This window comes from Halorubrum ejinorense (assembly GCF_039522565.1).
In the GTDB taxonomy this organism is placed as follows: Archaea; Halobacteriota; Halobacteria; order Halobacteriales; family Haloferacaceae; genus Halorubrum; species Halorubrum ejinorense.
On sequence record NZ_BAAADQ010000015.1, the window covers coordinates 293,219 to 312,989 of the forward strand.

The window sequence follows — 19,771 nt, forward strand, 5'->3', positions numbered from 1 at the left end:
ATGGCCGAGCGGCTGGGGCTTCGGAAGTGTTCCTCCCGGTGGCAACGACGTATCGCAGAACATCTGAGGCTTCGGAAAAGAACGACGCGGCTCTGTTGAAATCCTTCAGAACTGATAGGATCGGCGTGCGAGATACAGGGCACGAATGCGACACAGACCGAGGCCGACCCACGAGAGAGTGGTCGCTCAGTATAGGTGAACACGGACACCTCGTACGGGTCTTACGGCCCCCAGTGTTGAGAACACTTGAGCAGGTTCACACAAGAGACTTACCAGCCGGTGAGATTTTTTCTGTTAATGACATCTCATACTCGCCGTGCCGTATTGGCGGGTCTCGCCAGTGTCGGCCTTGCCGGCTGTACTGCGTCTGGCGACTCGCAACCACCAAGCGAAGACGAACTCCCGGATCAGTGCCCCACGTCGCAGAATCTGGATGTACAGTGGCCACAAAATCTGAACGCTGAAGCCGTCGCCGATTTTGCTAAAACGTACGAAGTGGCGTATCGATCCAACAATAACGATCTACAGCCCCCATGGTCTTCTTCCAGTTATTCTGCCAGAGTGGAGCAAGAACCGAAGCGAGCTGCTGACGGATATCAACTAACTCTGGTTGTGAGTGCTTCCATTATTCAGGCAGCGGGGAGCCTGGACGCATACGAAGTCGACTCGGATGGTATTCCGAAGATTACCAACCGGTTGGAGAGCAGTGACCTACCCGATGATCCAACCTACATCCCAATTGAGGAGGTTGAAGATCGACTTCTCTACAGATTGCTTGAGTCAGCCGCAGTCAATAGAGTTGAGACGGATTCCGTCGATGACTCGAAAATAGAACAATACTCTGAATTGATTGCGACTCTCTCGCCGGATGCCTCAATCATCGAATCCCCCTCAGGTGGGCCGGAATACGCATATTTTGATGTCGGGGGGACGCCCGTACTCCTCGAATTCAGGATTGCGACCTCCGATGGCGGTCTTTGGGGGGAAGAAATTCTGTATTATGTCACAGAATACGTAGTTCGGAGAACGGAATCTCCAGATTCATCCCCGAAAAACGGCAAGCTCATCGAATGCCGGTTCCCAGAGTGAGCGTAGATGAGATTTGACTTCTTGTCGAAGCGTTCAACGAGCAGACACGTTCTATCCGTTGGTTCAGGGTTCAGAGAGGGAAAATGACATAGTTCCCGTGCTGACTACATCCTCTTGATTCAGTAGAACGCTGAGAACATATCACCAGTTGAGGATTTCAACAGAGCCAACGACGCCGGAACGAGTATTCGAGTAGTCAGGCGCTGCCGTCGACGAACTGGTCGGCGCCCTCGTAGAACCAGTAGCCGTTCTCGCGCATCACGCGGCCGAGCTCCTGATGGAACTCGACGAAGTCGGCGAACTCCTCCTGTTCGACGTTCTCGAAGATCTCCTCGACCGAGACGACGGTCTCGAAGTCGATCCGGATCGGATGGTCCCCGTACTGCTCGACGTACTCGGCGGCGGTGAGCGGGAAGTCCTCCTCCTCGTCGATCTTCTTCGCGAGCACGGCGTGACCGTACTGCCGCATGCCCTCGCTCCCCAGTTCGCCGTCGGGGTCGTGTGGCCAGTCCATACCGAACGGTCCGCCGGATCGGGCATAGTGGTTTCGGATGTGGGCCCCGGCCGGTCGGCTTCCGGCGAGGCCCCGGCAACTGAGTTATCAAATAAAATAACTGGCAACTGACGTTTATCAGGGACGGTGGGAACTGCGATTCATGCCTGCTGACGACCGAGACGGTGCCTTCCAACGCCTCTTCGATCGCCTTCGCGGCCGCTACGCGTTCAAAATCGCAGCCGCTGTCATCGTCGTGTCGGCCGCGCTGCTCGGCGCGGGCGCGCTCGCCGTGGACCAGGTTCAAGCGAGCGTCGAGTCCGACGCGCGCGAGACGCTGACCACCTCCGCCGAACGCGAGGCGGAGGGCATCGAAGCCTTCCTCGACGAGGTGAACGGGCACGCGGACCGGATCGCGTCGACCCCGGGGGCGAAGTCGGAACGCGACGACCGAATTCGGGAGGTGCTCTGGGCGAACGAAGAGATGCTCCCGGAGTACGTCGTCAACCTCCACTACCTCGATCTCACGTCGAAGGAGGTCCTCGTGAGCACTTCGCCGGCCGCGGAGGGGACGACGTTCACGGAGGCGGAGCGACCGTGGGCCGTCGGGCCGGACGCGTTCGAGACCACGCGCGAGGTCCGGTCCTTCGAGCCGTACGGCGTCGACGGCGAGAACCGGCTCGGCTTCGCGACGCCGGTCGAGACGAAACCGGAGCGGGCCATCGTCATCACCACGGACCTCTCCGAACGCGGGTCCCTGCTGACGGCGCCCGTCGACGGCGGCAACGTTCAGGTGGTCTCCACTCGCACCGGCCGGGTCACGCTCGCGGCGAACGGCGACGCGATCTTGAACGACTACTTCCTCATCGAGGAGCTCTCTCACCTGGGATCCGACGTCACCGAGCCGAGTACGGCCGACGTCACCGACGACGAACAGACCGTCGTGAACGGCTCGGCGATCGCCACGGCCACCGCGCCGATCGAGCAGAAGGCTTGGGCGGTCGTCGTCGCGGCCCCCCAGAGCGAGGTGTACGGGACCGTCGGCGACGTCACGCGGACCGTGCTGTTGTTGATCGCCATCTCAGTGGTCGGCCTGATCGCGGTGGGCGCGTTCGTCGTCCGGGACGTGAACGGCTCCGTCGACGACCTCACCGGCTACGCCGAGGCGATCGAGGCGGGCGACCTCGACGTCGAAGTCGACACCGGCAGGACAGACGAGTTCGGTCAGCTATCGGTGCTTTTCGACCGAATCCGCGAGACGATGCGCGAGCAGATCGAGGCGGTCGAGGAGTCCGCGTCGGAGGCCGCCGCCGCCCGCGAGGAGGCGGAGTCGCTCTCCGCGCACTTAGAGACGAAGGCCGACGAGTACGAGGCGACGATCGACGCGGTCGCCGACGGGGACCTGACGCGCCGGCTCGACCCGGAGAGCGACAGCGAGGCGATGACCGCCATCGCCGAGTCGCTCAACGACACGCTCGACCGGCTGGAGGCGCTCGTCGTGACGATACAGGCCGCCGCCGAGACGGTCGGCGAGCGGAGCGCCGAGGTGACCGACTCGGCCGAGGAGGTCGAGTCGACGAGCGTCGACGTCGCCGAGAGCGTCGAGGAGATATCGGTCGGGACGGAGCGACAGGAGGAGACGCTCGCGACCGCCGCCGCCGAGCTCGACGACCTCTCGGCCACCGTCGAGGAGATCGCTTCTTCGACGGACGAGCTGGCGGAACGGTCGGCCGCGACCGCCGCGGCCGGCGAGACGGGACGCGAGGAGGCCGGCGAGGCGATCGACCGCATGGACCGGATCGACGAGGAAGTCGACCACACCGTCGACGAGATGCGCGACCTGCGCGACGAGGTCGAACGCATCGGCGAGGTGGTGGAGCTCATCGACGACATCGCCGAACAGACGAACATCCTCGCCCTGAACGCCTCCATCGAGGCCGCCCGCGCGGGCGAGGCCGGCGAGGGGTTCGCCGTCGTCGCCCGCGAGGTGAAGGACCTCGCCGAGGAGACCGCGGACGCGACCACCGAGGTCGAGGAGCTGATCGCGGGCGTCGAGGCGTCCACCGAGTCGGTCGCGGACGGGCTGTTCGCGATGGAGGACGACGTCGAGGCGGGGCGCGCGGTCGTGGAGGACGCCGTCGACACGCTCGAGTCGATCGTCGCCGACGTCGAGGACGCCAACGCCGGGGTCCAGTCGATCAACGACGCGACCGACCAGCAGGCGGAGTCCACGCAGGAGGCCGTCTCGATGGTCGACGAGGTGGCCGAGGTGAGCGTCGAGACCGCGAGCGAGGCGCAGAACGTCTCCGCCGCGGCCGAGGAACAGACCGCCGCGATCGGCCAGATCTCGGCGAACGCCGAGTCGCTCTCCGCTCGCGCCGACGAACTGCGGACGCTCGCCGACGAGTTCGAAGCTCGCGAGGAGGCGGCCGCGGAGGCCGACCTCGCGCACCGCAGCGAAGTCGGCCGCGGGGCGGGATCCGACGAGACCGACGACCCGAACCCCGCCGACGCGGACGGAACGAGCGGCGACGACGCGGGCGCGGCGTCGGCGGACGATGCCGACTTCGAGTTCGGCGCGACCGACCCGGTCGACCCCGCGACGGGCGGCGACCTCGACGGCGACGGCGAGACGGCACCCGGCGACGACTGATCTCAGAGCGGGTGCGCTCGGCGGCACAAGACACATTACGGCGTTTCGCGTCGCTCCGGGCATGCGCCGCAGAGCCCTCCTCGCGTCCGCGGCCGCCGTCTCGACCGCCGGGCTCGCGGGGTGTCCGTCCCCGCCGTGGGGGGAAGTCCCGACGACCGTCGACGGCGCTGAGGTGTCGTTCCGGCGCGAGCACACCGGCGAGTTCGACCCGGCCGACACCCGGTCCCTCAACACGGCAGCACTCCGTCGTACCCTCGACCGGGATCCGCCTCGGCTCTTGATCAGGGGGAGTGCGGCGGGTGGTGTACAGGAGTGTTATCTGGTCTCGCTGATCGACGTGAGGCTCTCCGCCGAGCGGCTGTCGATCGGGATCGCAGTCGAGAAACGGCCGTTCGTACGTGCCTGTAACGACGCCGGCGAGTTACACCCCTACGAGGTCGCCTTCGCGTTCACCGAGGCGACCGTCCCGGAGCGCGTCGTCGTCCGCCACGAATGCGAGACGGTGCTCGAAGAGAGCGTATAAAAAGCCGACGGCGCTCAGTCGTCCGCGGACGCCGCGTCGTCGCCCGCGGCCTCGATGCCGACCTCGATCTCCGCGGCCGCGGCCTTGTACTCCGGGATCTTGGCGCGCTCGTCGAGCACGTCGTTGGTGAGGCGGTTCGCGGAGGCGGCCGCGAAGTGCGGCGTGGTCCAGACGACGCCCTCCTTGATGTCCTCGGTCACGTCGGCGCGGACGGTGATCTCGCCGCGTCGCGATCTGAGTTTCACGTCGTCGCCGTCCTCGATCCCGTACCGCTCGGCGTCGTTCGGGTGGACGTCGACGAAGTTCTCCGGGTGCTGCTTCGAGAGCGTGGGGGACCGGCGGCTCATCGTCCCGGTGTTGTAGTGCTCTTCGAGCCGCGCCGTGGTCAACACGAGCGGGTACTCCTCGTCCGGGACCTCCTTCGGCTCCTGGTGGACGACGCCCTCGATGCGCCCGAGACCGTCCTCGGTCTCGAAGGAGTCCTCGTAGAGGAACGGGTCGCCCTCGTCGCCCTCCTCGTAGCAGGGCCAGTGGATCCCCGTCTCGCCGAGCGCGTCGTAGGTCATCCCGTGCATGATCGGACACACCTCGCGCAGCTCCTCGAACACGTCCTCGGGACCGTCGAATGTGAACTCGTCCCCGTCGAACAGCCGCGTCCCGACCTCACAGAGGATGTCGAGGTCGTGTCGCGTGTTCTCGTGAACCTTGTGGGCGCCGCGCATGCGCTGGACGCGCCGGTCCGTGTTGGTGACGGTGCCGTCGCGCTCGGCCCACGTCGTCGCGGGCAGGACCACGTCCGCGAGCTCGGCGGTCTCGGTCATGAAGATGTCTTGGACCATCATGAAGTCCAGCTCCTCGCGGAACCGGCGCTCGGTCTCGTTCCCGTCCGGCTCGCTCATGATCGGGTTCTCCCCCATGACGTAGAGCCCGTGGACGGTGTCGCCGATCGCGTGGGAGATCTCGACGTTCGTCAGCCCGGGCTCCGACGGGATTTCGAACCCCCACACCTCCTCGACGGACTCGCGCGCCTCGTCGTCGTCGACGAGCTGGTACCCCGGGAGGACGTTCGGCATCGCGCCCACGTCGCAGGTGCCCTGGACGTTGTTCTGCCCGCGCAGGGGGTTCACGCCCGTGCCGGGGCGGCCGAGGTTCCCCGTGATCAGCGCGAGGTTGATCTCGTTTTGGACGTTGTCGACGCCGCAGGTGTGCTGGCTCATCCCCATCCCGGTGAAGATGGCGGCGTCGTTGGCCATCGCGTACTTCTCGGCGGCGAGTTCGATGGCTTCGAGGGGGACGCCGCACTCCTCGGCGGCCGCCGCCTTGTCGAAGTCCGCGAGCGTCTCCTTCAGGTGATCGAACCCCTCGGTGCGAGCCTCGACGAACTCCTCGTCGATCCAGCCCGCGTCCGGCTCCGCCTCGTGACGCTCCAGAATCGTCTTGAGGACGACGTTCAGGAGGGGGATGTCGGTGCCGGGATTCAACTGGAGGTGCACGTGCCGGTCGGTGTCGTCGATGTCGAACGACCGGGTGGTCTTGTTCGCGTGCGGGTCGACCTGTATCACGGTCGCGCCCTCCAAGACGGCCTGCCGGAAGTACTGGCTGTTGGCGATGGGGTGCTGCTCGCCGGGGTTCGCCCCCTGGATCCACAGCACGTCGGCGGACGCCTCCAAGTCGGCCATGCTGTTCGTCATCGCGCCCATCCCGAGGCTGGTCCGGAGCGCCCAGACCGTGGAGGCGTGACACATCCGCGTACAGTTGTCGACCTGATTGGTGCCGTACCGCCGCGCGAGCTTCTGGATGAGGTAGTTCTCCTCGTTGAACGTCTTCGAGGAGCCGAAGAATCCCATCCCGTCCGGGCCGTGTTGCTCGCGGATCCCTTCCATCTCGTCGACGACGCGGTCGAGCGCCTCGTCCCACGTCGCTTCCCGGAACTCACCGTCTTCTTTGATCAGGGGCTCGGTCAGCCGGTCCTCGTGGTCGACGACCTGCGTCGCCGCGCCCCCCTTGATACAGACGCTCCCCTCGTTCACCGGCGCGTCGGCCCACGGCATGAATCGCATGTCGCCCGGCTCCTCGCCTTCGAGCACGCGGATCCCGCATCCCACGCCGCAGTACGGACAGATCGTCTTCGTCGCGTCGTCCGGCTCACTGGACATCGGTCTCACCGTCCTCGATTGCGAACATATCGCACGATTCATCGTCATAATCTATCAGTGTATCGGTGAGTTACGCGGCGAGAGGCCCCTGCGCGGTCGTTCAGTGGTGTGTTTCTGGTAAGCAAACGTAACTACGCTAATACCACCCAACAAATATAATGGAAAAACATTTAGTACAGATTATTAACACGACACAATCGCACCAACATGAAAGCAGTCGTCTATCAAGGCCCGTACGACGTGGCCGTCGAAGACGTAGACGAACCGGCGATCGAACACCCGAACGACGTGGTCGTGGACATCACCACGTCCTGTATCTGCGGCTCCGACCTCCACATGTACGAGGGTCGGACCGCGGCCGAGGAGGGGATCGTCTTCGGTCACGAGAACATGGGGATCGTGAGCGAGGTCGGCGAGGCGGTATCGACGCTCGAAGAGGGGGACCGCGTCGTCATGCCGTTTAACGTCTCCTGCGGCTTCTGTCAGAACTGCGAGGAGGGGTACACCGGGTTCTGTACCAACGTCAATCCGGGCTTCGCCGGCGGCGCGTACGGCTACGTTGCGATGGGGCCGTATCCGGGCGGACAGGCCGAGAAGCTCCGCGTGCCGTACGCCGACCACAACGCGCTGAAGCTACCCGAGGGAGACGAACACGAGGACGCGTTCTCGCTGCTCGCGGACATCTTCCCGACCGGCTGGCACGGCACCGAGCTGGCCGACCTCCAGCCCGGCGAGTCCGTCGCCATCTTCGGCGCCGGCCCCGTCGGGTTGATGGCCGCCTACAGCGCCAAGATCAAGGGCGCGGCAGAGATTTACGTCGTCGATCAGGTGCCGAGCCGACTGGAGCTCGCGGAGGAGCACTGCGACGCCCACGCGATCGACTTCTCCGAGGGCGACCCGGTCGACCAGATCATCGAGACGCACGGCGGGATGGTCGACAAGGGGGTCGACGCGGTCGGCTACCAGGCGACCGACCCCGAAGACGTCGACACCGAGACGGAGGACTACTCCTACCAGCCCGCCAAAGAGAACCCCGCGGTCGTGATCAACAACCTGATCCGCGTCGTCAGGCCGACCGGGCAGCTCGGTATCCCCGGGCTGTACGTGCCCGAGGACCCCGGCGCGCCCGACGAGATGGCCGCGCAGGGCCGTCTCGGCATCGACTTCGGGAAGTTCTTCGAGAAGGGACTCAAGTGCGGGACCGGCCAGTGTAACGTGAAGGCGTACAACCGGTACCTGCGCGACATGATAATCGAGGGACGCGCCGACCCGAGCTGGGTCGTCTCCCACCGGGTCGGCATCGACGAGGCCCCGGAGATGTACGAGGCGTTCGACGCCCGCGAGGAGGGCGTCACGAAGGTCCTGTTAGAGCCCTGATCGTTCGGTCCGTGACCGCCGCCTCCCCCAATGCGTTTTTTCCCCGCCCGCGCTCACGCCCGGAGCCACGCCCTCGGGTGATCGCTCCGGAGATGCGCCTGGTACTCGCCCACGAGCGCCGGATACGTGTCGGCCACGCAGTGCCAGTCACACAGGTTACACTCCCGCTCCACGCCGTCGTCGTCCCCGCGGACGTAGCCGCCTCGTCTGTATGTCGTCATGAGTCGTTCCGTGGCGCGGGGCGGTCCCCATGCCTGTGACATGTACACGTCCGCCACGGTTCAGGCTGTCGGCGACGGGCCGGACGCCGGTTCGCGGCTCGCCGAAACGGGTATGCCACCGCGGCACGTGGGTGAGATTATGTGTCAGTACTGTAACTGGGCTTTCCACGACGGGTGGGGGGAGCTGCTGAAATACGACGAGACGTACCAGTCGGCGGTGGGGACCGATACGGAGTCGACCCACGGGTTCCACGACGAGTGGGACGACCTTCGGAGCGATCTCGGGATCTAACCCGAAAACGACTCAGATCGGGAACACCGCGCCGGGGTCCGCCGTCGACGCCCCGTCGGGCGCGGTCAGCCCGTTCAGCTCCTCGCGGATCCGCGACTCGTCGAGCTCCTCCCCGATGAACACGAGCCGCGTCCGTCGGTCCTCGTCCGGTCCCCACTCGCCGATCGGTCCCGCCTGCGTCGACGGGCCGGCCTGACTGACCCCGATTACCTCGTCGGTCCCCGCGACGCGGACCACTCCCTTCGCCCGAACGATCGACCCGTCCCAGTCGTCGAGCCAGTCCGCGAACGCCCCGGGATCCATCGGGTCGTCCGATCGATACACGAACGAGCCGACCCCGTGGGCGGCGGCCGCGCCCTCCGAGTGGTCGTGACCGTGTTCCGCGTCGTGGTTGTGTTCGCCGCCCGCGTCGTGGTCGCGCTCGCCGTCCGCGTCGTGGTCGCGGCCGTCTCCGTCCGCCTCCTCGCCGGCGATGGCGCGCTTCCAACCCGCCGACCGCTTCGCGGTCTCGAACTCGAATCGACCGGTGTCGAGCACCTCGTCGGGGTCGACCGCCGAGTACGTCGTCCGGACCCGCTTCGCTCGCGGCCCGAGCCGTTCGGCGACCGACTCGATCCGGTCGAGGACGTCGTCGGGGACCATGTCCGTCTTGTTCACGAGGAGCACGTCGCAGAACTCGATCCCCTCGACGAGCACGTCCGCGAGCGGGCGGTCGGTCTCCGGCTGCGCGCCGCCCGGAAGCGTCTCGCCGGCGTCGAACTCCTTCCAGAAGCCGTACGCGTCGAGGACGGTCACCATCGTGTCCAGCCGGAACCGCTCGGTGGGATCGACGTCGCTGTCGTCCGTCCCCTCCGTGAACGCCCGCGTGATCGGGACCGGCTCCGAGATGCCCGACGACTCCACGAGGAGGTAGTCGAACTCCCGCGACTCGGCGAGCGCCGCCGCCTCGCTCAGGAGGTCGTCTCGGAGCCGACAGCAGATACAGCCGTTCGAGAGGTCGATGACGCCCTCCTCGTCGTTCTCGCGGGCGATCAGGTCGGCGTCGACGTTCACCTCTCCCATGTCGTTCAAGATGACGGCGATCCGGCGGTCGCCGGGATTTTCGAGCAGGTGGTTGACCAGCGTCGTCTTCCCGGCGCCGAGGTAGCCGCTGAGGACGGTGACCGGGATCCGGCCATCTGTCATGCGTGGTACCAGTACACACGATAGTATGAAACGATCGATCCGGATCATCGTGACGAACGTTCATGTGACGCCCCGACCTACCTCCGGCGGATGGATCTGAGCGAGTCGGCCGTCCGCGACCGCGCACGCGAGTACGCCGCCGGCGAACCGCTGTACGACGTGGAACGCCAGCACGTCGAGACGGCGCCGAAGACGTTCGCCGGCGACGAGTACGGGCGGCGGGACGCCCAGTGGGTCGTCCGGTGGTACTTCCGGCGATACCTCGGCGAGTTCCCGGACCGGGAGCGGCGCGAGCGCGAGGACGCCTTCCGGGACAACGAGTTCGACGACGTGGTCGACGCCGTCGGGACGGCCGCCGACGCGGTCGACGGTGACGAGCCGTTGGATATCGACACTGCTATCGACGCGCTCACCGCGCTCGACGGCGTCGACGTCGCGGTCGCCTCCGGCTTCCTCCAGTTCCTCGCCCCGTCGCGGTTCGTCGCGGTCGACCGCCGGACTTGGGAGGTGTTAGCCGCGGCCGAGGAACTCGACGGCGACTACCCGGACCCGCCCTCGACCGACGAGTACCGTCGGTTCGACGACGCCTGTCGGGCCGTGATGGAGCGGACCGGCGTCGACGCGTGGACGCTGTACCGGGCGCTCTGGCGGTCCTTCGAGGAGCTACCCGACCGATCTGCGTGATCGGCTCACTCGACGACTTCGACCACCGGGTCGTCCGCTATCAGGCGCGTGAGGACGACGCGCGGCACGTTCGCGCGGTAGAGGATCTCCCCGGCGACCGCCCGGGCAGCGGTCGCGTCCCCCTCGTCGTCGACCTTGTTCACGACCGGGATCGCCGTCGCGTCGCCGGGGACTCCCTTCAGCCCGCCGGCCGGGCTCGCGAGGACGGTCGCGACGTCGGCTGGGCGGATCTCCGAACCGATCTCACGGCCCGTGATCGCGGCGACCTCTTCCGGCCGGTGAACGAGTTCCTCGGTGAGCGGTTCGCCGACGACGTGCGCGCTCGCGATCGGGACGACCACGTCCGCGTTCGGCGGGATCTGCGGCTCGTGGTCGCCGGGCGCCTTGAACTCTCGGAGGCGCGCTCCGTCGGCCTTCACGAGCGTCGCGCCGGGCGCGGCGTCGGCGATCTCCGCGACGGTGTCGGTGTCGTAGCCGAGGTAGCGGTCCGACCGCTCCCGCTTCGGCACCAGCCCGAGCGGCCAGTCGTCGTCACCCGCCTCGTCGAGCGCGGCCACCGGGTCCTCCGTCACGCGCACCGTGGCGACCCGGTCGTCGAAGATCGGTATCCGGACGCTCGCGGTCACCACTGCCCGGTCGAGTCGATCGGCGAGCGCGAACAGCGTCGACTTCTTGCCGCCGGCGCCCACGACGCAGACGGTCGCGTCTCGGGCGTCGAGCGCGGTAGTCAGGTCCATACCTACCCTTCGACCGCCGCGGGCCTCACTCTGGCGGTCGGCGCGGTGGGGGCGGCGACCCCTCCGGCGAACAGATTGATACGTCTCCGCCGCGCAGCGACCACCGATGAGTCGCACCCGCAGCCGCGTCCTTCGCGTCGACCTCTCGACGGGCGAGAGCGCCCGCGAGCGCGTCCCCCTCGGGTGGCGACGCGACTTCCTCGGCGGGAAGGGCCTCGGTGCGCGGTTCCTCTACGAGGAGGTCCCTCCGGGTACGGACCCGACGGGACCGGCGAACTGCCTCGGATTTTTCGTCGGCCCGCTCGCGGGGTTCCTGCCGGGTGAGACCCGATACGCCGCGGTGACGAAGTCACCGCTCACCGGGGGGTTCCTCGACTCGTACGCCGGCGGTGCGTTCGCCGACCGGCTCGCGGGGTCGCTCGACGACTGTCTCGGACTGCTCGTGACCGGCGCCGCCGACCAGCCGGTCCGAATCGAGGTCGAGGGAGGCCACGCACGGGTCGAACCGAGCGACGCGTGGGGCGACGACGCCGCGGAGACGGCCGAGCGGTTCCCGGACGCCGCGGTCGCCTGCGTCGGCCCGGCCGGCGAGTCCGAGGCGGCGTACGCGACGATCGCGAGCGACGGCGGCGCACACCACGCGGGCCGCGGCGGGGCCGGTGCCGTGATGGGCGCGAAGGGACTGAAGGCCGTCGTCGCCCGCGACCCGCCGACGGCGGTTCCCGACGACCTCGCGGCGCTCCGCGAGCGCGACGCCGCGGCGTACGGTCGGGACGCCACCGGCGAGTGGCAGGCGGCCGGCGCGACCGTCGAGACGGTCGACTACGCGAACGAGGTCGGGATCCTCGCGGCGGAGGGGTGGACCGAGACGGGGTTCGACGATGCCGACGACATCGGCGTCGAGGCCGCGCTCGCGCGTGCGACCGGGCGCGAGGGGGTCGCTGCCGGCCGTGACGGCGACGGCCCCGGGGACGCCGAGGACGCCGACCCCGCCGTCCCCGGCGGATTCCGGATCGACACGCCCGACGGCGAGGTGGTGCCGCGCGGTGCGGCCCCGATCACGCTCGGCGCCGGACTCGGAATCGGCGACTTCGACCGCGTCGTCGCCCTCTGCGGATGCTGCGACCGCCTCGGGCTCGACGTGATCGGCGCGGGCAACGCGGTCGCGTGGGCGATCCGCGCCGGCCAGGCGGGGGTCGTCGACTGCCCGGTCTCGTTCGGCGACGCGGAGGGCGCCGAGCGTCTGCTGGAAGCGATCGCGAGCCGAGCGGCACCGCCGGACCTCGACGCGGACCCTGAACTGCCGGACGCGCTCGCCGACGGGATCGACGCCGCGGTGGCTCGGTTCGGCGGCGAGGCGCTCGTCCCGACGGTGAAGTCGATGGCGCTGCCCGGCTTCGACCCCCGCGCGGCGATCGGCGTCGCGCTCGCGTACGCGACGAGCGACCGCGGGGCGTGCCACCGTCGCGCGCGACCGCAGGACAGCGAACCGCTCGCCGGCCCGGACCGATCCCCGGTCGAGCAGGTGCGAGACGTGGTCGGCGAGCAGAACGCCCGGTCCGTGCTGTGGAGCCTCGTCGTCGACGACTTCGTCGGTGAGGCGGTCTGGACCGACCTCGGCGCGGAGTGGCTCGCGGCGGTCGACCACCCGGCGGTCGCCGACCTCGAATCCGACGACCCGGTCTCCGCGCTCGCGACGACCGGCGAGCGGATCTGGACGCTCACCCGCCTGTTCAACGCTCGTGAGGGGTTCGACCGCGGCGACGACGCGCTCCCCGAGCCGCTCCGCTCGGCCGCGAGCGACGGGACGCCCGGGGTCGACGCCGACGCATTCGACCGCTTGCTGGACCGGTACTACGCGGCCCGCGGTTGGGGCGACCGCGGCCTCCCGACGCCGGAAACGCTCGATCGGCTCGGCCTCGCGGACGTGGTCGACGGCGCGACCCCCGTGGACGAGCGCGCGATCGACCCCGCGACAGCGGCCGATTCGGACGACTGATCGCGACGACACCAGGCCGTTCCCGCCTCCGGGGCACCTCAGCGACGCAGTCCGCCCTCTGACTTGATCCGCATGATGTGCCGCACGTTGAGGTAGATCTCCTCCGGCGACGTCTCCTCGTCGGCGTCGTACAGGTCCGAGACGCGGTAGAGGAGCGCCGAGAGCTGCTTGCTCTCCGAGCTGTCTCCCCGCACGTCCTCGGCGACCTCCCTGAGGAACTCCCGAACCTCGTCGTCCGCGGCGATCGCCTCCTCGGCCGCGTCGGCCGCGGACTCCGGCACCACCGGGTCGACGCCGGCGGCCGCGAGGGGGTCCTCACGGGCGTCGCTCTCGGCGTTCCCGGCTTCGTCGGCTTCGGCGTTCCCGGCTTCGTCGGCTTCGGCGTCGGTCATCGCCCGTCGCTCACCCCGCGGCGGCGGACGACGCCGGCGTTGTTCGCGACGTTCTCGACGAGCACCCTGAACGCGTCCGCGGTCTCGCCGTCCTCCAAGACCACGGGTTCCCCGTCGTCGCCGCCGGTGCGCACCGACGGGTCGAGCGGGATGCCGCCGAGGAAGGGGAGGTCGTGTTCCTGTGCGAGCGCCTTCCCGCCGCCGGAGCCGAATATCTCGTGGAAGCCGCCGCAGTCGGGACACCGGAAGCCGGCCATGTTCTCCGCGATGCCGAGCACGTTCGTGTCGTGTTTCCCGAACATGCGGAGCCCCTTGGTCGCGTCGTCGAGCGCGACGTCCTGCGGCGTCGTAACGATCACCGCGCCCGTCAGCGGGAGCGTCTGGAGGATCGTGAGCTGCGTGTCGCCCGTCCCCGGCGGGAGGTCCATCACGAGGTAGTCCAACTGGCCCCACTCGACGTCCTCGACGAGCTGGGTGATGATCTTGTGGACCATCGGTCCGCGCCAGATGACGGGGTCGTCCTCGCCGGTGAGGAAGTCCATGCTCATCAGCTTCACGCCGAAGCGCTCCGGCGGCACGATGGTCTCGCCGTCGGTCTCGGGCCGCTCCTCGGCCGAGACCATCCGCGGCACGTTCGGGCCGTACACGTCCGCGTCGAACAGGCCCACCCGCGCGCCGAGTTCGGAGAGCCCGGCGGCGAGGTTCACCGCGACGGTCGACTTCCCGACCCCGCCCTTCCCGGAGGCGACCGCGATCACGTTCTGTACGCCCGGGAGGACCTGCTCGTCCGTCGAGAGGTCGTCCGGGATCGACGCCGACAGCTCCACGTCGAGGTCGGTGTCAGCGAGCGCTTCCCGCACGTCGTCGGCGATACCCGATTCCGTCGGCGAGAAGGGCGCGCCGAGCGCGAGCGACACGTGAACCGTCCCGGCGTCGGCGTCCACGTCGACGTCGTTCACCAGCCCCAGCGAGACGATGTCGTCGCCGAGGTCGGGGTCCCGCACCGTCGACAGCCGCTCTCGAACGTCCGCTTCGTTCATGCTCGGACGGAGGGAACTCGGTCGAATAAGGGTTCTGTAGCGCGGCGGTGCCGAGGCGCCCGGAGACGGACGCGAGCGGTTCCGGCGACGCTCGCGGTCACCCGATGCGGAGAGCCACCGCGCCCCCGCGACGGGCTCAGTCGATCCGCGTTCCGGCCTCCTCGCCGCGCAGGAAGGGCGTCAGCCCGTCGGCACCGAACACGCTCGCCGGCGCGTCGAGCGCGAGCAACTCCCGTACCTTCGCGGCCATCCCGCCGGAGACGTCCGTGGCGTCGCTCGCGCCGAGCACGTCCGCGACCGCCTCAAAGTCGCGTATCTCGCGGACCACGCTCCCGTCGTCGTCGAGGACGCCTGGGACGGTCGAGCAGACGCCCACGCGTCGCGCGCCGAGCCCCGTCGCAAGCTCGACGACCAGTTCGTCGCCCGAGACGACGGTGACACCGTCGCCGGCCGTCGCGACGCCGTCGCCGTGGAGGACCGGCACGAACCCCTCGTCGAGCAGCGTCGCGGTCGACCCGAGCGGGAGGTCGAGCCCGCCGTCGGCCCCGTCGGTTCGCGCCGCGAGCGACAGGGGGTGGACGGGTACCGCGGGCACGCCGCGCTCGCGGAGGCGTTCCAGCACGCGCGCGTTCAACCGCTTCATCGCGCCGTGGATCGCGGCCACGGCGTCGGCGTCGCGGGTACCGGTCGTCGTCGACACGCCGCGTTCGCTCGCGTGGTGGTGTCCGAAGCTCCCGCCGCCGTGGACGACGACGAGCCGGTCGACGGCCCCGGACGCGAGCGCGTCGGCGACGGCGTCGCAGGCGTCGTCGAGGGCCGCGTCGTCGACCGTCTCCGGTCGGTCCTTCTCGGTTATCAGGCTCCCGCCGAGCTTGAGAACGACGGGCGGTCCGTCGTCTGCGTTCTCGGCCGACGGTGTCGCTTCCGTCACGAATCCACCACCCGGACGCCCTCCGTCGCCAACTCGGCGCGGAACGCCTCCTCACAGCCCTGCGTGAAGGACAGTGCGGTCTCCGTCGCGTCGCTCTCGTCGAGGGCGACCACGCAGCCGCCGCCGCCGGCGCCGGTGAGCTTCGCGCCGTGTGCGCCCGCGTCCCGAGCGGCCCACACCATCGCGTCGAGCGAGCGGGCGGAGACCCCGAGCGCCGCGAGCAGGCCGTGGTTGAAATCCATCAGCTCGCCGAGTTCGGCGAGCAGCGCCGGCTCCGGGTCCGCGTCGGCGTCGGCCTCCGCGAGGAGGTCCTCCCCGGTTCGGACGAGATCGCCGATGGACTCGACGGTGTCCGCCGCGAACTCGTGTTCCGCCCGCAGTTCGCGGACGCCGGCGACGAGCTCGCCGGTGTCGCCCGCGCCGCCGTCGAAGCCGACGACGAAGGGGAGGTTCGGCGCGTCTATCGGGTCGCAGTCGTCGCCCTCGACCCGCACCGCGCCGCCCATCGTCGAGCAGAACGTGTCGGCGCGGGAGGCCTGCCCGTCTTGGACCTCGTACTCGGCGCGGTAGGCGCGCTCTGCCAGCTCCCGGCGGCCGAGCGGCTCGCCGAGCGCCCGCGTCGCGGCGTCGATGCCGGCGACGACCACGGCCGCGGACGACCCCAGCCCCGCGCCCAACGGGATGTCGCTTTCCACGGTGATGTCGAAGCCGGCGTCGGGGGCGTCGGCCGCGTCCCGCGCTTGTTCGACGGCGGCGTCGACGTACCCCATCGCGGCCTCGACGAGCGGCCTCGGCACGTCGACGTCGGGCCGGTCGCCCGTGCCGCCGGCGTACTCCACGGTGAATCCGTCGAGAGAGAGGTCCTGGGCCTCGACGCGCACGTGGTCGTCGTCGCGCGGCTCGGCGGCCACCGTGGCGCGTCGCTCGATCGCCGCCGGCACCGCGGGCTCGCCGTAGACGACGGCGTGTTCGCCGAAGAGGTACACCTTCCCCGGCGCTTCACAGACGGTCATACGAGTCACCTCTCCCCCCGCGCTTACAGGCGTTGCGCTTGGACCCAGTCCGCATCGACACCGCCTGCCACCGAACACTTATCCGACGAGACTGCGAGCGCCCCACCATGTCAGAACACGCTACGACCGCCGACGACGGATCGGTCTCGGGAGACACGACGCTCGCGGCGTTAGCACACGCGTCCGCGCTCGTCGCGTCGTTCCTCGGACCCCTCCTCTTTTTGATACTCGCGGACGACGGCGACGAACTCGTCGAACGGAACGCGAAAAACGCGATCAACTTCCAGATCGTCGTGTTCGCTGCGCTGTTCGTCGCCGGGATCCTGTCGTTCGCCTTCATCGGCCTCCTGCTGTTCCCGATCATCGGCATCGTCGACGTCATCCTCGTCCTCATCGCGACGGTGAAGGCCAACGACGGGGAGGTCTACTCGTACCCGTACACGCCGGAGATCATCTGAGAGGTCAGTCCGGTCCGCAGCGACGCGACCGCGACGGTCCAGCTTTCTCGAACGCGCCGCTATCGGACCCACGCGCTCTCCGTGTAGAAAAGTCGAACTCGACGCCGAAACGGCCTACAGTTCGTCCTCGAAGTCTTCGAGGGCGAACACGGTGTCGGCGCCGCGGCGGTCGAGCGTCTCGTTGGCGAGGAGCCAGTAGACGACCGACAGCGCGCGCCGCCCCTTGTTGTTCGTCGGGATGACGAGGTCGACGTTCGACAGCTGGTTGTTGGAGTCGCACATCGCGATGACCGGGATGCCGACGGTGATGGCCTCCTTGACGGCCTGCGCGTCGCCGATCGGGTCGGTCACCACGACGACGTCCGGCTCGATGTAGCCGGCGTAGTCGGGGTTCGTCAGCGTGCCCGGGATGAAACGCCCAGTGCGGGCGCGGGCGCCGATGGCGTCCGCGAACTTCTCGGCCGGGAAGCGACCGTACTGCCGCGAGGACGTGACGAGGATCTGCTCGGGGTTGTAGTTCTCGAGGAAGTCCGCGGCGGTGCGGATCCGCTGGTCCGTCGTGCTCACGTCGAGCACGTACAGGCCGTCGTCGCGGACGCGGTGGATGAACCGCTCCATGTCCTTCGTCTTCTGCTGGGTCCCGATGTGGACACCTGCGGAGAGGTAGTCCTCGACGGGGATCAGCAGGTCGACGTCGTCGTCGGGCATGACGTCGTCGTCGAAGGGGGAGGCGTCCTCCTCCTCGGTCGTCTCTTCCGCGGCCGCGCTCTCGGCGTCGGCGGTCCCAGTTTCGGCGTCGGCGGACGCCCCCTCGGCGGCCGCGTCGGCGGTCGGTTCCTCGGTCGTGTCGGCCTCCTCCTCGACCGCCGCGTCGACCGCCTCGGTCTCCGCGTCGTCGTCGAGTTCGACCGCGTCGTTGTCTTCGCTCATGCGTCGTGTGGGTCCGTCATACCGCGTCGTCCGCGATGCGGACCAGTTCGTTCAGCTTGGCGGTGCGCTCGCCCCCGACCGTGCCGGTCTTGATGTAGCCGGCGTCGGTCGCCACGGCGAGGTGTGCGATGGTGGTGTCCTCGGTCTCCCCCGAACGGTGCGAGATGACCGTCTCGTACCCGTTGCGGGCGGCGAGTTCGACGGCGTCGAACGCGTCCGACAGCGTCCCGATCTGGTTCGGCTTGATCAGGATGCTGTTGGCCGCGCCCGCGTCGATCCCGTCTTCGAGCCGCTCGACGTTGGTGACGAACAGGTCGTCGCCGCAGATCAGCGTCCGGTCGCCGACCCGGTCGGTCAGCTCCGCGAACGCCTCGTAGTCGTTCTCGTCGAGCGGGTCCTCGACGTACGCGAGGTCGTACTCGTCGACGAGGCCGGCGACGTACTCGATCTGCTCGTCGGCCGACTTCGTCTCGTCGCCGTAGACGTACGCCTCTCGGTCGTCGTCGTACAGCTCGGCGGCCGCCATGTCGAGCCCGAAGCGGATCTCGAATCCGACCTCGTCCTCGACGCGGTCGACCGCCTCGTCGACGACCTCGAACGCGTCCGCGTCCGAGATCGGGGGCGCCCACGCGCCCTCGTCGCCCTTCGCCGCGGGGACGCCGCGCTCGTCGAGCACGTCCGCGACCGCCGCGTGGACCGCGGCGTTCGCGAAGACGGCCTCCGAGACGCTCGGAGCGCCCACCGGCGCCGCGAGGAACTCCTGAATGTGGGTCGCCTCCTTGGCGTGTTCTCCCCCGCCGACGACGTTGCCGAGCGGGATCGGGAAGTTCTCGCCGCGGAACGCGCCGCCGAGGTGCTGGTACAGCGGCGCGCCGAGCACGTCGGCGGCCGCCTTCGCCGCCGCCATCGAGATGGCGACCGCGCTGTTGGCGCCGATGGCGGAGAAGTCGTCCGTCCCGTCGGCGGCGCGCAAGGCGTTGTCGACCGCGCGCTGGTCGCCGGCGTAGACGCCTTCGAGCCGCGGCACCGCGTGTTCGCGGGCCTTCGCGATCGACTCGCTCGCGGGCAGTTCGATCGCTTCGTACTCGCCCGTCGAGGCCCCGCTGGGCGCCGCGCCGCGTCCGAAGCCGCCGGACTCCGTCAGCACGTCGGCTTCGACCGTCGCGTTCCCGCGCGAGTCGAGGATCCGACGCAACGAGATACTGGTGATTCGCGTCATCAGTTGGACTCCCTCCGGACGGTGAACGGAAGCACGCCCGCGTCGTACTCCTCGGCCGCGACGAGGATCGGCTCCGTTTCGTCCGTCTCGATCAGCACGGGTGCTCCGTAGGACACCTGCAGCGCGCGTGCCCCGAGGATGCGTGCCTTCTCGTATCGATTGTAGCGCTGTCCTGACATGGTTACTGGTACGGCGAAACGACGTCGACGAGGTCGCGGTGGCTCACCAGCATGCGCCGGCAGCAGTGCCGGTCGACCCCGAGGTCGTCGAGGACCTCGCCCGGGTCTTCGTCGCCCTCGCGAGCCCGCTCTTTGAACTCTTCCCAGTGCTCACCCACGACGTTACCGCACGTGAAACACCGGACGGGGATCATCATGAC

The 19,771-nt window shown here is 68.7% G+C and carries 21 protein-coding genes; 8 read left to right on the forward strand and 13 right to left on the reverse strand.

The features are described 5' to 3' along the window. Nucleotides 1-324: 324 nt before the first annotated feature. Nucleotides 325-1,089 carry a hypothetical protein gene (locus ABDZ89_RS14780; protein WP_343780369.1) on the forward strand — a complete coding sequence of 255 codons (765 nt, stop codon included), beginning with the start codon at nucleotides 325-327 and terminating at the stop codon, nucleotides 1,087-1,089. A gap of 196 nt (nucleotides 1,090-1,285) precedes the next feature. On the opposite strand, the gene ABDZ89_RS14785 is transcribed toward ABDZ89_RS14780, so the two are convergent. Next, complete coding sequence (locus tag ABDZ89_RS14785; RefSeq protein WP_343780370.1) at nucleotides 1,286-1,603, reverse strand: DUF5785 family protein; 318 nt, start codon at nucleotides 1,601-1,603, stop codon at nucleotides 1,286-1,288. Between the two features lie 142 nt (nucleotides 1,604-1,745). On the opposite strand from ABDZ89_RS14785, the gene ABDZ89_RS14790 reads away from it, so the two are divergent. Together ABDZ89_RS14790 and ABDZ89_RS14795 are read left to right on the forward strand one after the other, a co-directional pair. Continuing rightward, nucleotides 1,746-4,235: a methyl-accepting chemotaxis protein gene (locus ABDZ89_RS14790; RefSeq protein WP_343780372.1), complete on the forward strand. Its 2,490-nt coding sequence runs from the start codon at nucleotides 1,746-1,748 to the stop codon at nucleotides 4,233-4,235. A gap of 61 nt (nucleotides 4,236-4,296) precedes the next feature. Continuing rightward, entirely contained in the window at nucleotides 4,297-4,758 is a 462-nt protein-coding gene (locus ABDZ89_RS14795; protein ID WP_343780373.1) for a hypothetical protein, read from the forward strand. Between the two features lie 14 nt (nucleotides 4,759-4,772). On the opposite strand, the gene fdhF is transcribed toward ABDZ89_RS14795, so the two are convergent. Then, entirely contained in the window at nucleotides 4,773-6,914 is a 2,142-nt protein-coding gene (gene fdhF / locus ABDZ89_RS14800; RefSeq protein ID WP_343780375.1) for a formate dehydrogenase subunit alpha, read from the reverse strand. 207 nt (nucleotides 6,915-7,121) lie between these two features. Between fdhF and ABDZ89_RS14805 the strand changes: the two genes are divergently transcribed. Further along, nucleotides 7,122-8,291, forward strand: a complete 1,170-nt coding sequence (locus tag ABDZ89_RS14805; RefSeq protein ID WP_343780376.1) for a glutathione-independent formaldehyde dehydrogenase — start codon at nucleotides 7,122-7,124, stop codon at nucleotides 8,289-8,291. Nucleotides 8,292-8,344: 53 nt separating this feature from the next. Here ABDZ89_RS14805 and ABDZ89_RS14810 read toward each other — a convergent pair whose 3' ends face one another. Beyond that, nucleotides 8,345-8,512 carry a hypothetical protein gene (locus ABDZ89_RS14810; protein WP_343780378.1) on the reverse strand — a complete coding sequence of 56 codons (168 nt, stop codon included), beginning with the start codon at nucleotides 8,510-8,512 and terminating at the stop codon, nucleotides 8,345-8,347. Nucleotides 8,513-8,651: 139 nt separating this feature from the next. Between ABDZ89_RS14810 and ABDZ89_RS14815 the strand changes: the two genes are divergently transcribed. Continuing rightward, nucleotides 8,652-8,804 carry a hypothetical protein gene (locus tag ABDZ89_RS14815; protein WP_343780379.1) on the forward strand — a complete coding sequence of 51 codons (153 nt, stop codon included), beginning with the start codon at nucleotides 8,652-8,654 and terminating at the stop codon, nucleotides 8,802-8,804. 12 nt (nucleotides 8,805-8,816) lie between these two features. Here the strand turns inward: ABDZ89_RS14815 and ABDZ89_RS14820 are convergent, their stop codons facing one another. Continuing rightward, nucleotides 8,817-9,989: a CobW family GTP-binding protein gene (locus tag ABDZ89_RS14820; RefSeq protein WP_343780380.1), complete on the reverse strand. Its 1,173-nt coding sequence runs from the start codon at nucleotides 9,987-9,989 to the stop codon at nucleotides 8,817-8,819. Between the two features lie 90 nt (nucleotides 9,990-10,079). On the opposite strand from ABDZ89_RS14820, the gene ABDZ89_RS14825 reads away from it, so the two are divergent. Beyond that, nucleotides 10,080-10,673 carry a hypothetical protein gene (locus ABDZ89_RS14825; protein WP_343780381.1) on the forward strand — a complete coding sequence of 198 codons (594 nt, stop codon included), beginning with the start codon at nucleotides 10,080-10,082 and terminating at the stop codon, nucleotides 10,671-10,673. 5 nt (nucleotides 10,674-10,678) lie between these two features. Here the strand turns inward: ABDZ89_RS14825 and yqeC are convergent, their stop codons facing one another. Continuing rightward, nucleotides 10,679-11,410, reverse strand: a complete 732-nt coding sequence (gene yqeC / locus ABDZ89_RS14830) for a selenium cofactor biosynthesis protein YqeC (RefSeq protein WP_343780383.1) — start codon at nucleotides 11,408-11,410, stop codon at nucleotides 10,679-10,681. A 106-nt stretch (nucleotides 11,411-11,516) separates the two neighbouring features. Between yqeC and ABDZ89_RS14835 the strand changes: the two genes are divergently transcribed. Continuing rightward, the gene (locus ABDZ89_RS14835; protein ID WP_343780385.1) at nucleotides 11,517-13,409 is read left to right on the forward strand and encodes an aldehyde ferredoxin oxidoreductase family protein; all 1,893 of its coding nucleotides are present in this window, start codon (nucleotides 11,517-11,519) and stop codon (nucleotides 13,407-13,409) included. 38 nt (nucleotides 13,410-13,447) lie between these two features. On the opposite strand, the gene ABDZ89_RS14840 is transcribed toward ABDZ89_RS14835, so the two are convergent. The 4 genes from ABDZ89_RS14840 to mvk form a co-directional block, all read right to left on the reverse strand. Beyond that, nucleotides 13,448-13,801 carry a DUF7976 family protein gene (locus ABDZ89_RS14840; protein ID WP_343780386.1) on the reverse strand — a complete coding sequence of 118 codons (354 nt, stop codon included), beginning with the start codon at nucleotides 13,799-13,801 and terminating at the stop codon, nucleotides 13,448-13,450. Continuing rightward, nucleotides 13,798-14,841 (reverse strand): Mrp/NBP35 family ATP-binding protein, encoded by a 1,044-nt coding sequence (locus ABDZ89_RS14845; protein ID WP_343780388.1) that lies wholly within the window; start codon nucleotides 14,839-14,841, stop codon nucleotides 13,798-13,800. The genes ABDZ89_RS14840 and ABDZ89_RS14845 overlap by 4 nt, the downstream gene beginning before the upstream one ends. A 136-nt stretch (nucleotides 14,842-14,977) precedes the next feature. After that, on the reverse strand, nucleotides 14,978-15,772 hold the full coding sequence (locus tag ABDZ89_RS14850; protein WP_343780389.1) for an isopentenyl phosphate kinase: 795 nt from the start codon (nucleotides 15,770-15,772) through the stop codon (nucleotides 14,978-14,980). Next, nucleotides 15,769-16,785 (reverse strand): mevalonate kinase, encoded by a 1,017-nt coding sequence (gene mvk, locus ABDZ89_RS14855; protein WP_343780390.1) that lies wholly within the window; start codon nucleotides 16,783-16,785, stop codon nucleotides 15,769-15,771. The genes ABDZ89_RS14850 and mvk overlap by 4 nt, the downstream gene beginning before the upstream one ends. Nucleotides 16,786-16,892: 107 nt before the next feature. Here mvk and ABDZ89_RS14860 point away from each other — a divergent pair, with 107 nt between their 5' ends. Then, nucleotides 16,893-17,243: a DUF4870 domain-containing protein gene (locus ABDZ89_RS14860; protein WP_343780391.1), complete on the forward strand. Its 351-nt coding sequence runs from the start codon at nucleotides 16,893-16,895 to the stop codon at nucleotides 17,241-17,243. 114 nt (nucleotides 17,244-17,357) lie between these two features. Here ABDZ89_RS14860 and rpsB read toward each other — a convergent pair whose 3' ends face one another. Genes rpsB through ABDZ89_RS14880 form a run of 4 tightly spaced genes read right to left on the reverse strand, consistent with a single transcriptional unit; the run spans nucleotide 17,358 to nucleotide 19,768 of the window. Next, nucleotides 17,358-18,173, reverse strand: coding sequence for a 30S ribosomal protein S2 (gene rpsB, locus ABDZ89_RS14865; protein ID WP_343780392.1), 816 nt, complete (start codon nucleotides 18,171-18,173; stop codon nucleotides 17,358-17,360). Between the two features lie 16 nt (nucleotides 18,174-18,189). After that, a complete protein-coding gene (eno, locus tag ABDZ89_RS14870; protein ID WP_343780394.1) occupies nucleotides 18,190-19,392 on the reverse strand; it encodes a phosphopyruvate hydratase in 1,203 nt (400 codons plus the stop codon). Then, complete coding sequence (locus ABDZ89_RS14875; RefSeq protein WP_343780395.1) at nucleotides 19,392-19,571, reverse strand: DNA-directed RNA polymerase subunit K; 180 nt, start codon at nucleotides 19,569-19,571, stop codon at nucleotides 19,392-19,394. Before ABDZ89_RS14875 ends, eno begins: the two co-directional genes overlap by 1 nt. Before the next feature lie 2 nt (nucleotides 19,572-19,573). Next, nucleotides 19,574-19,768 (reverse strand): DNA-directed RNA polymerase subunit N, encoded by a 195-nt coding sequence (locus tag ABDZ89_RS14880; RefSeq protein WP_006628058.1) that lies wholly within the window; start codon nucleotides 19,766-19,768, stop codon nucleotides 19,574-19,576. Nucleotides 19,769-19,771 lie beyond the last annotated feature (3 nt).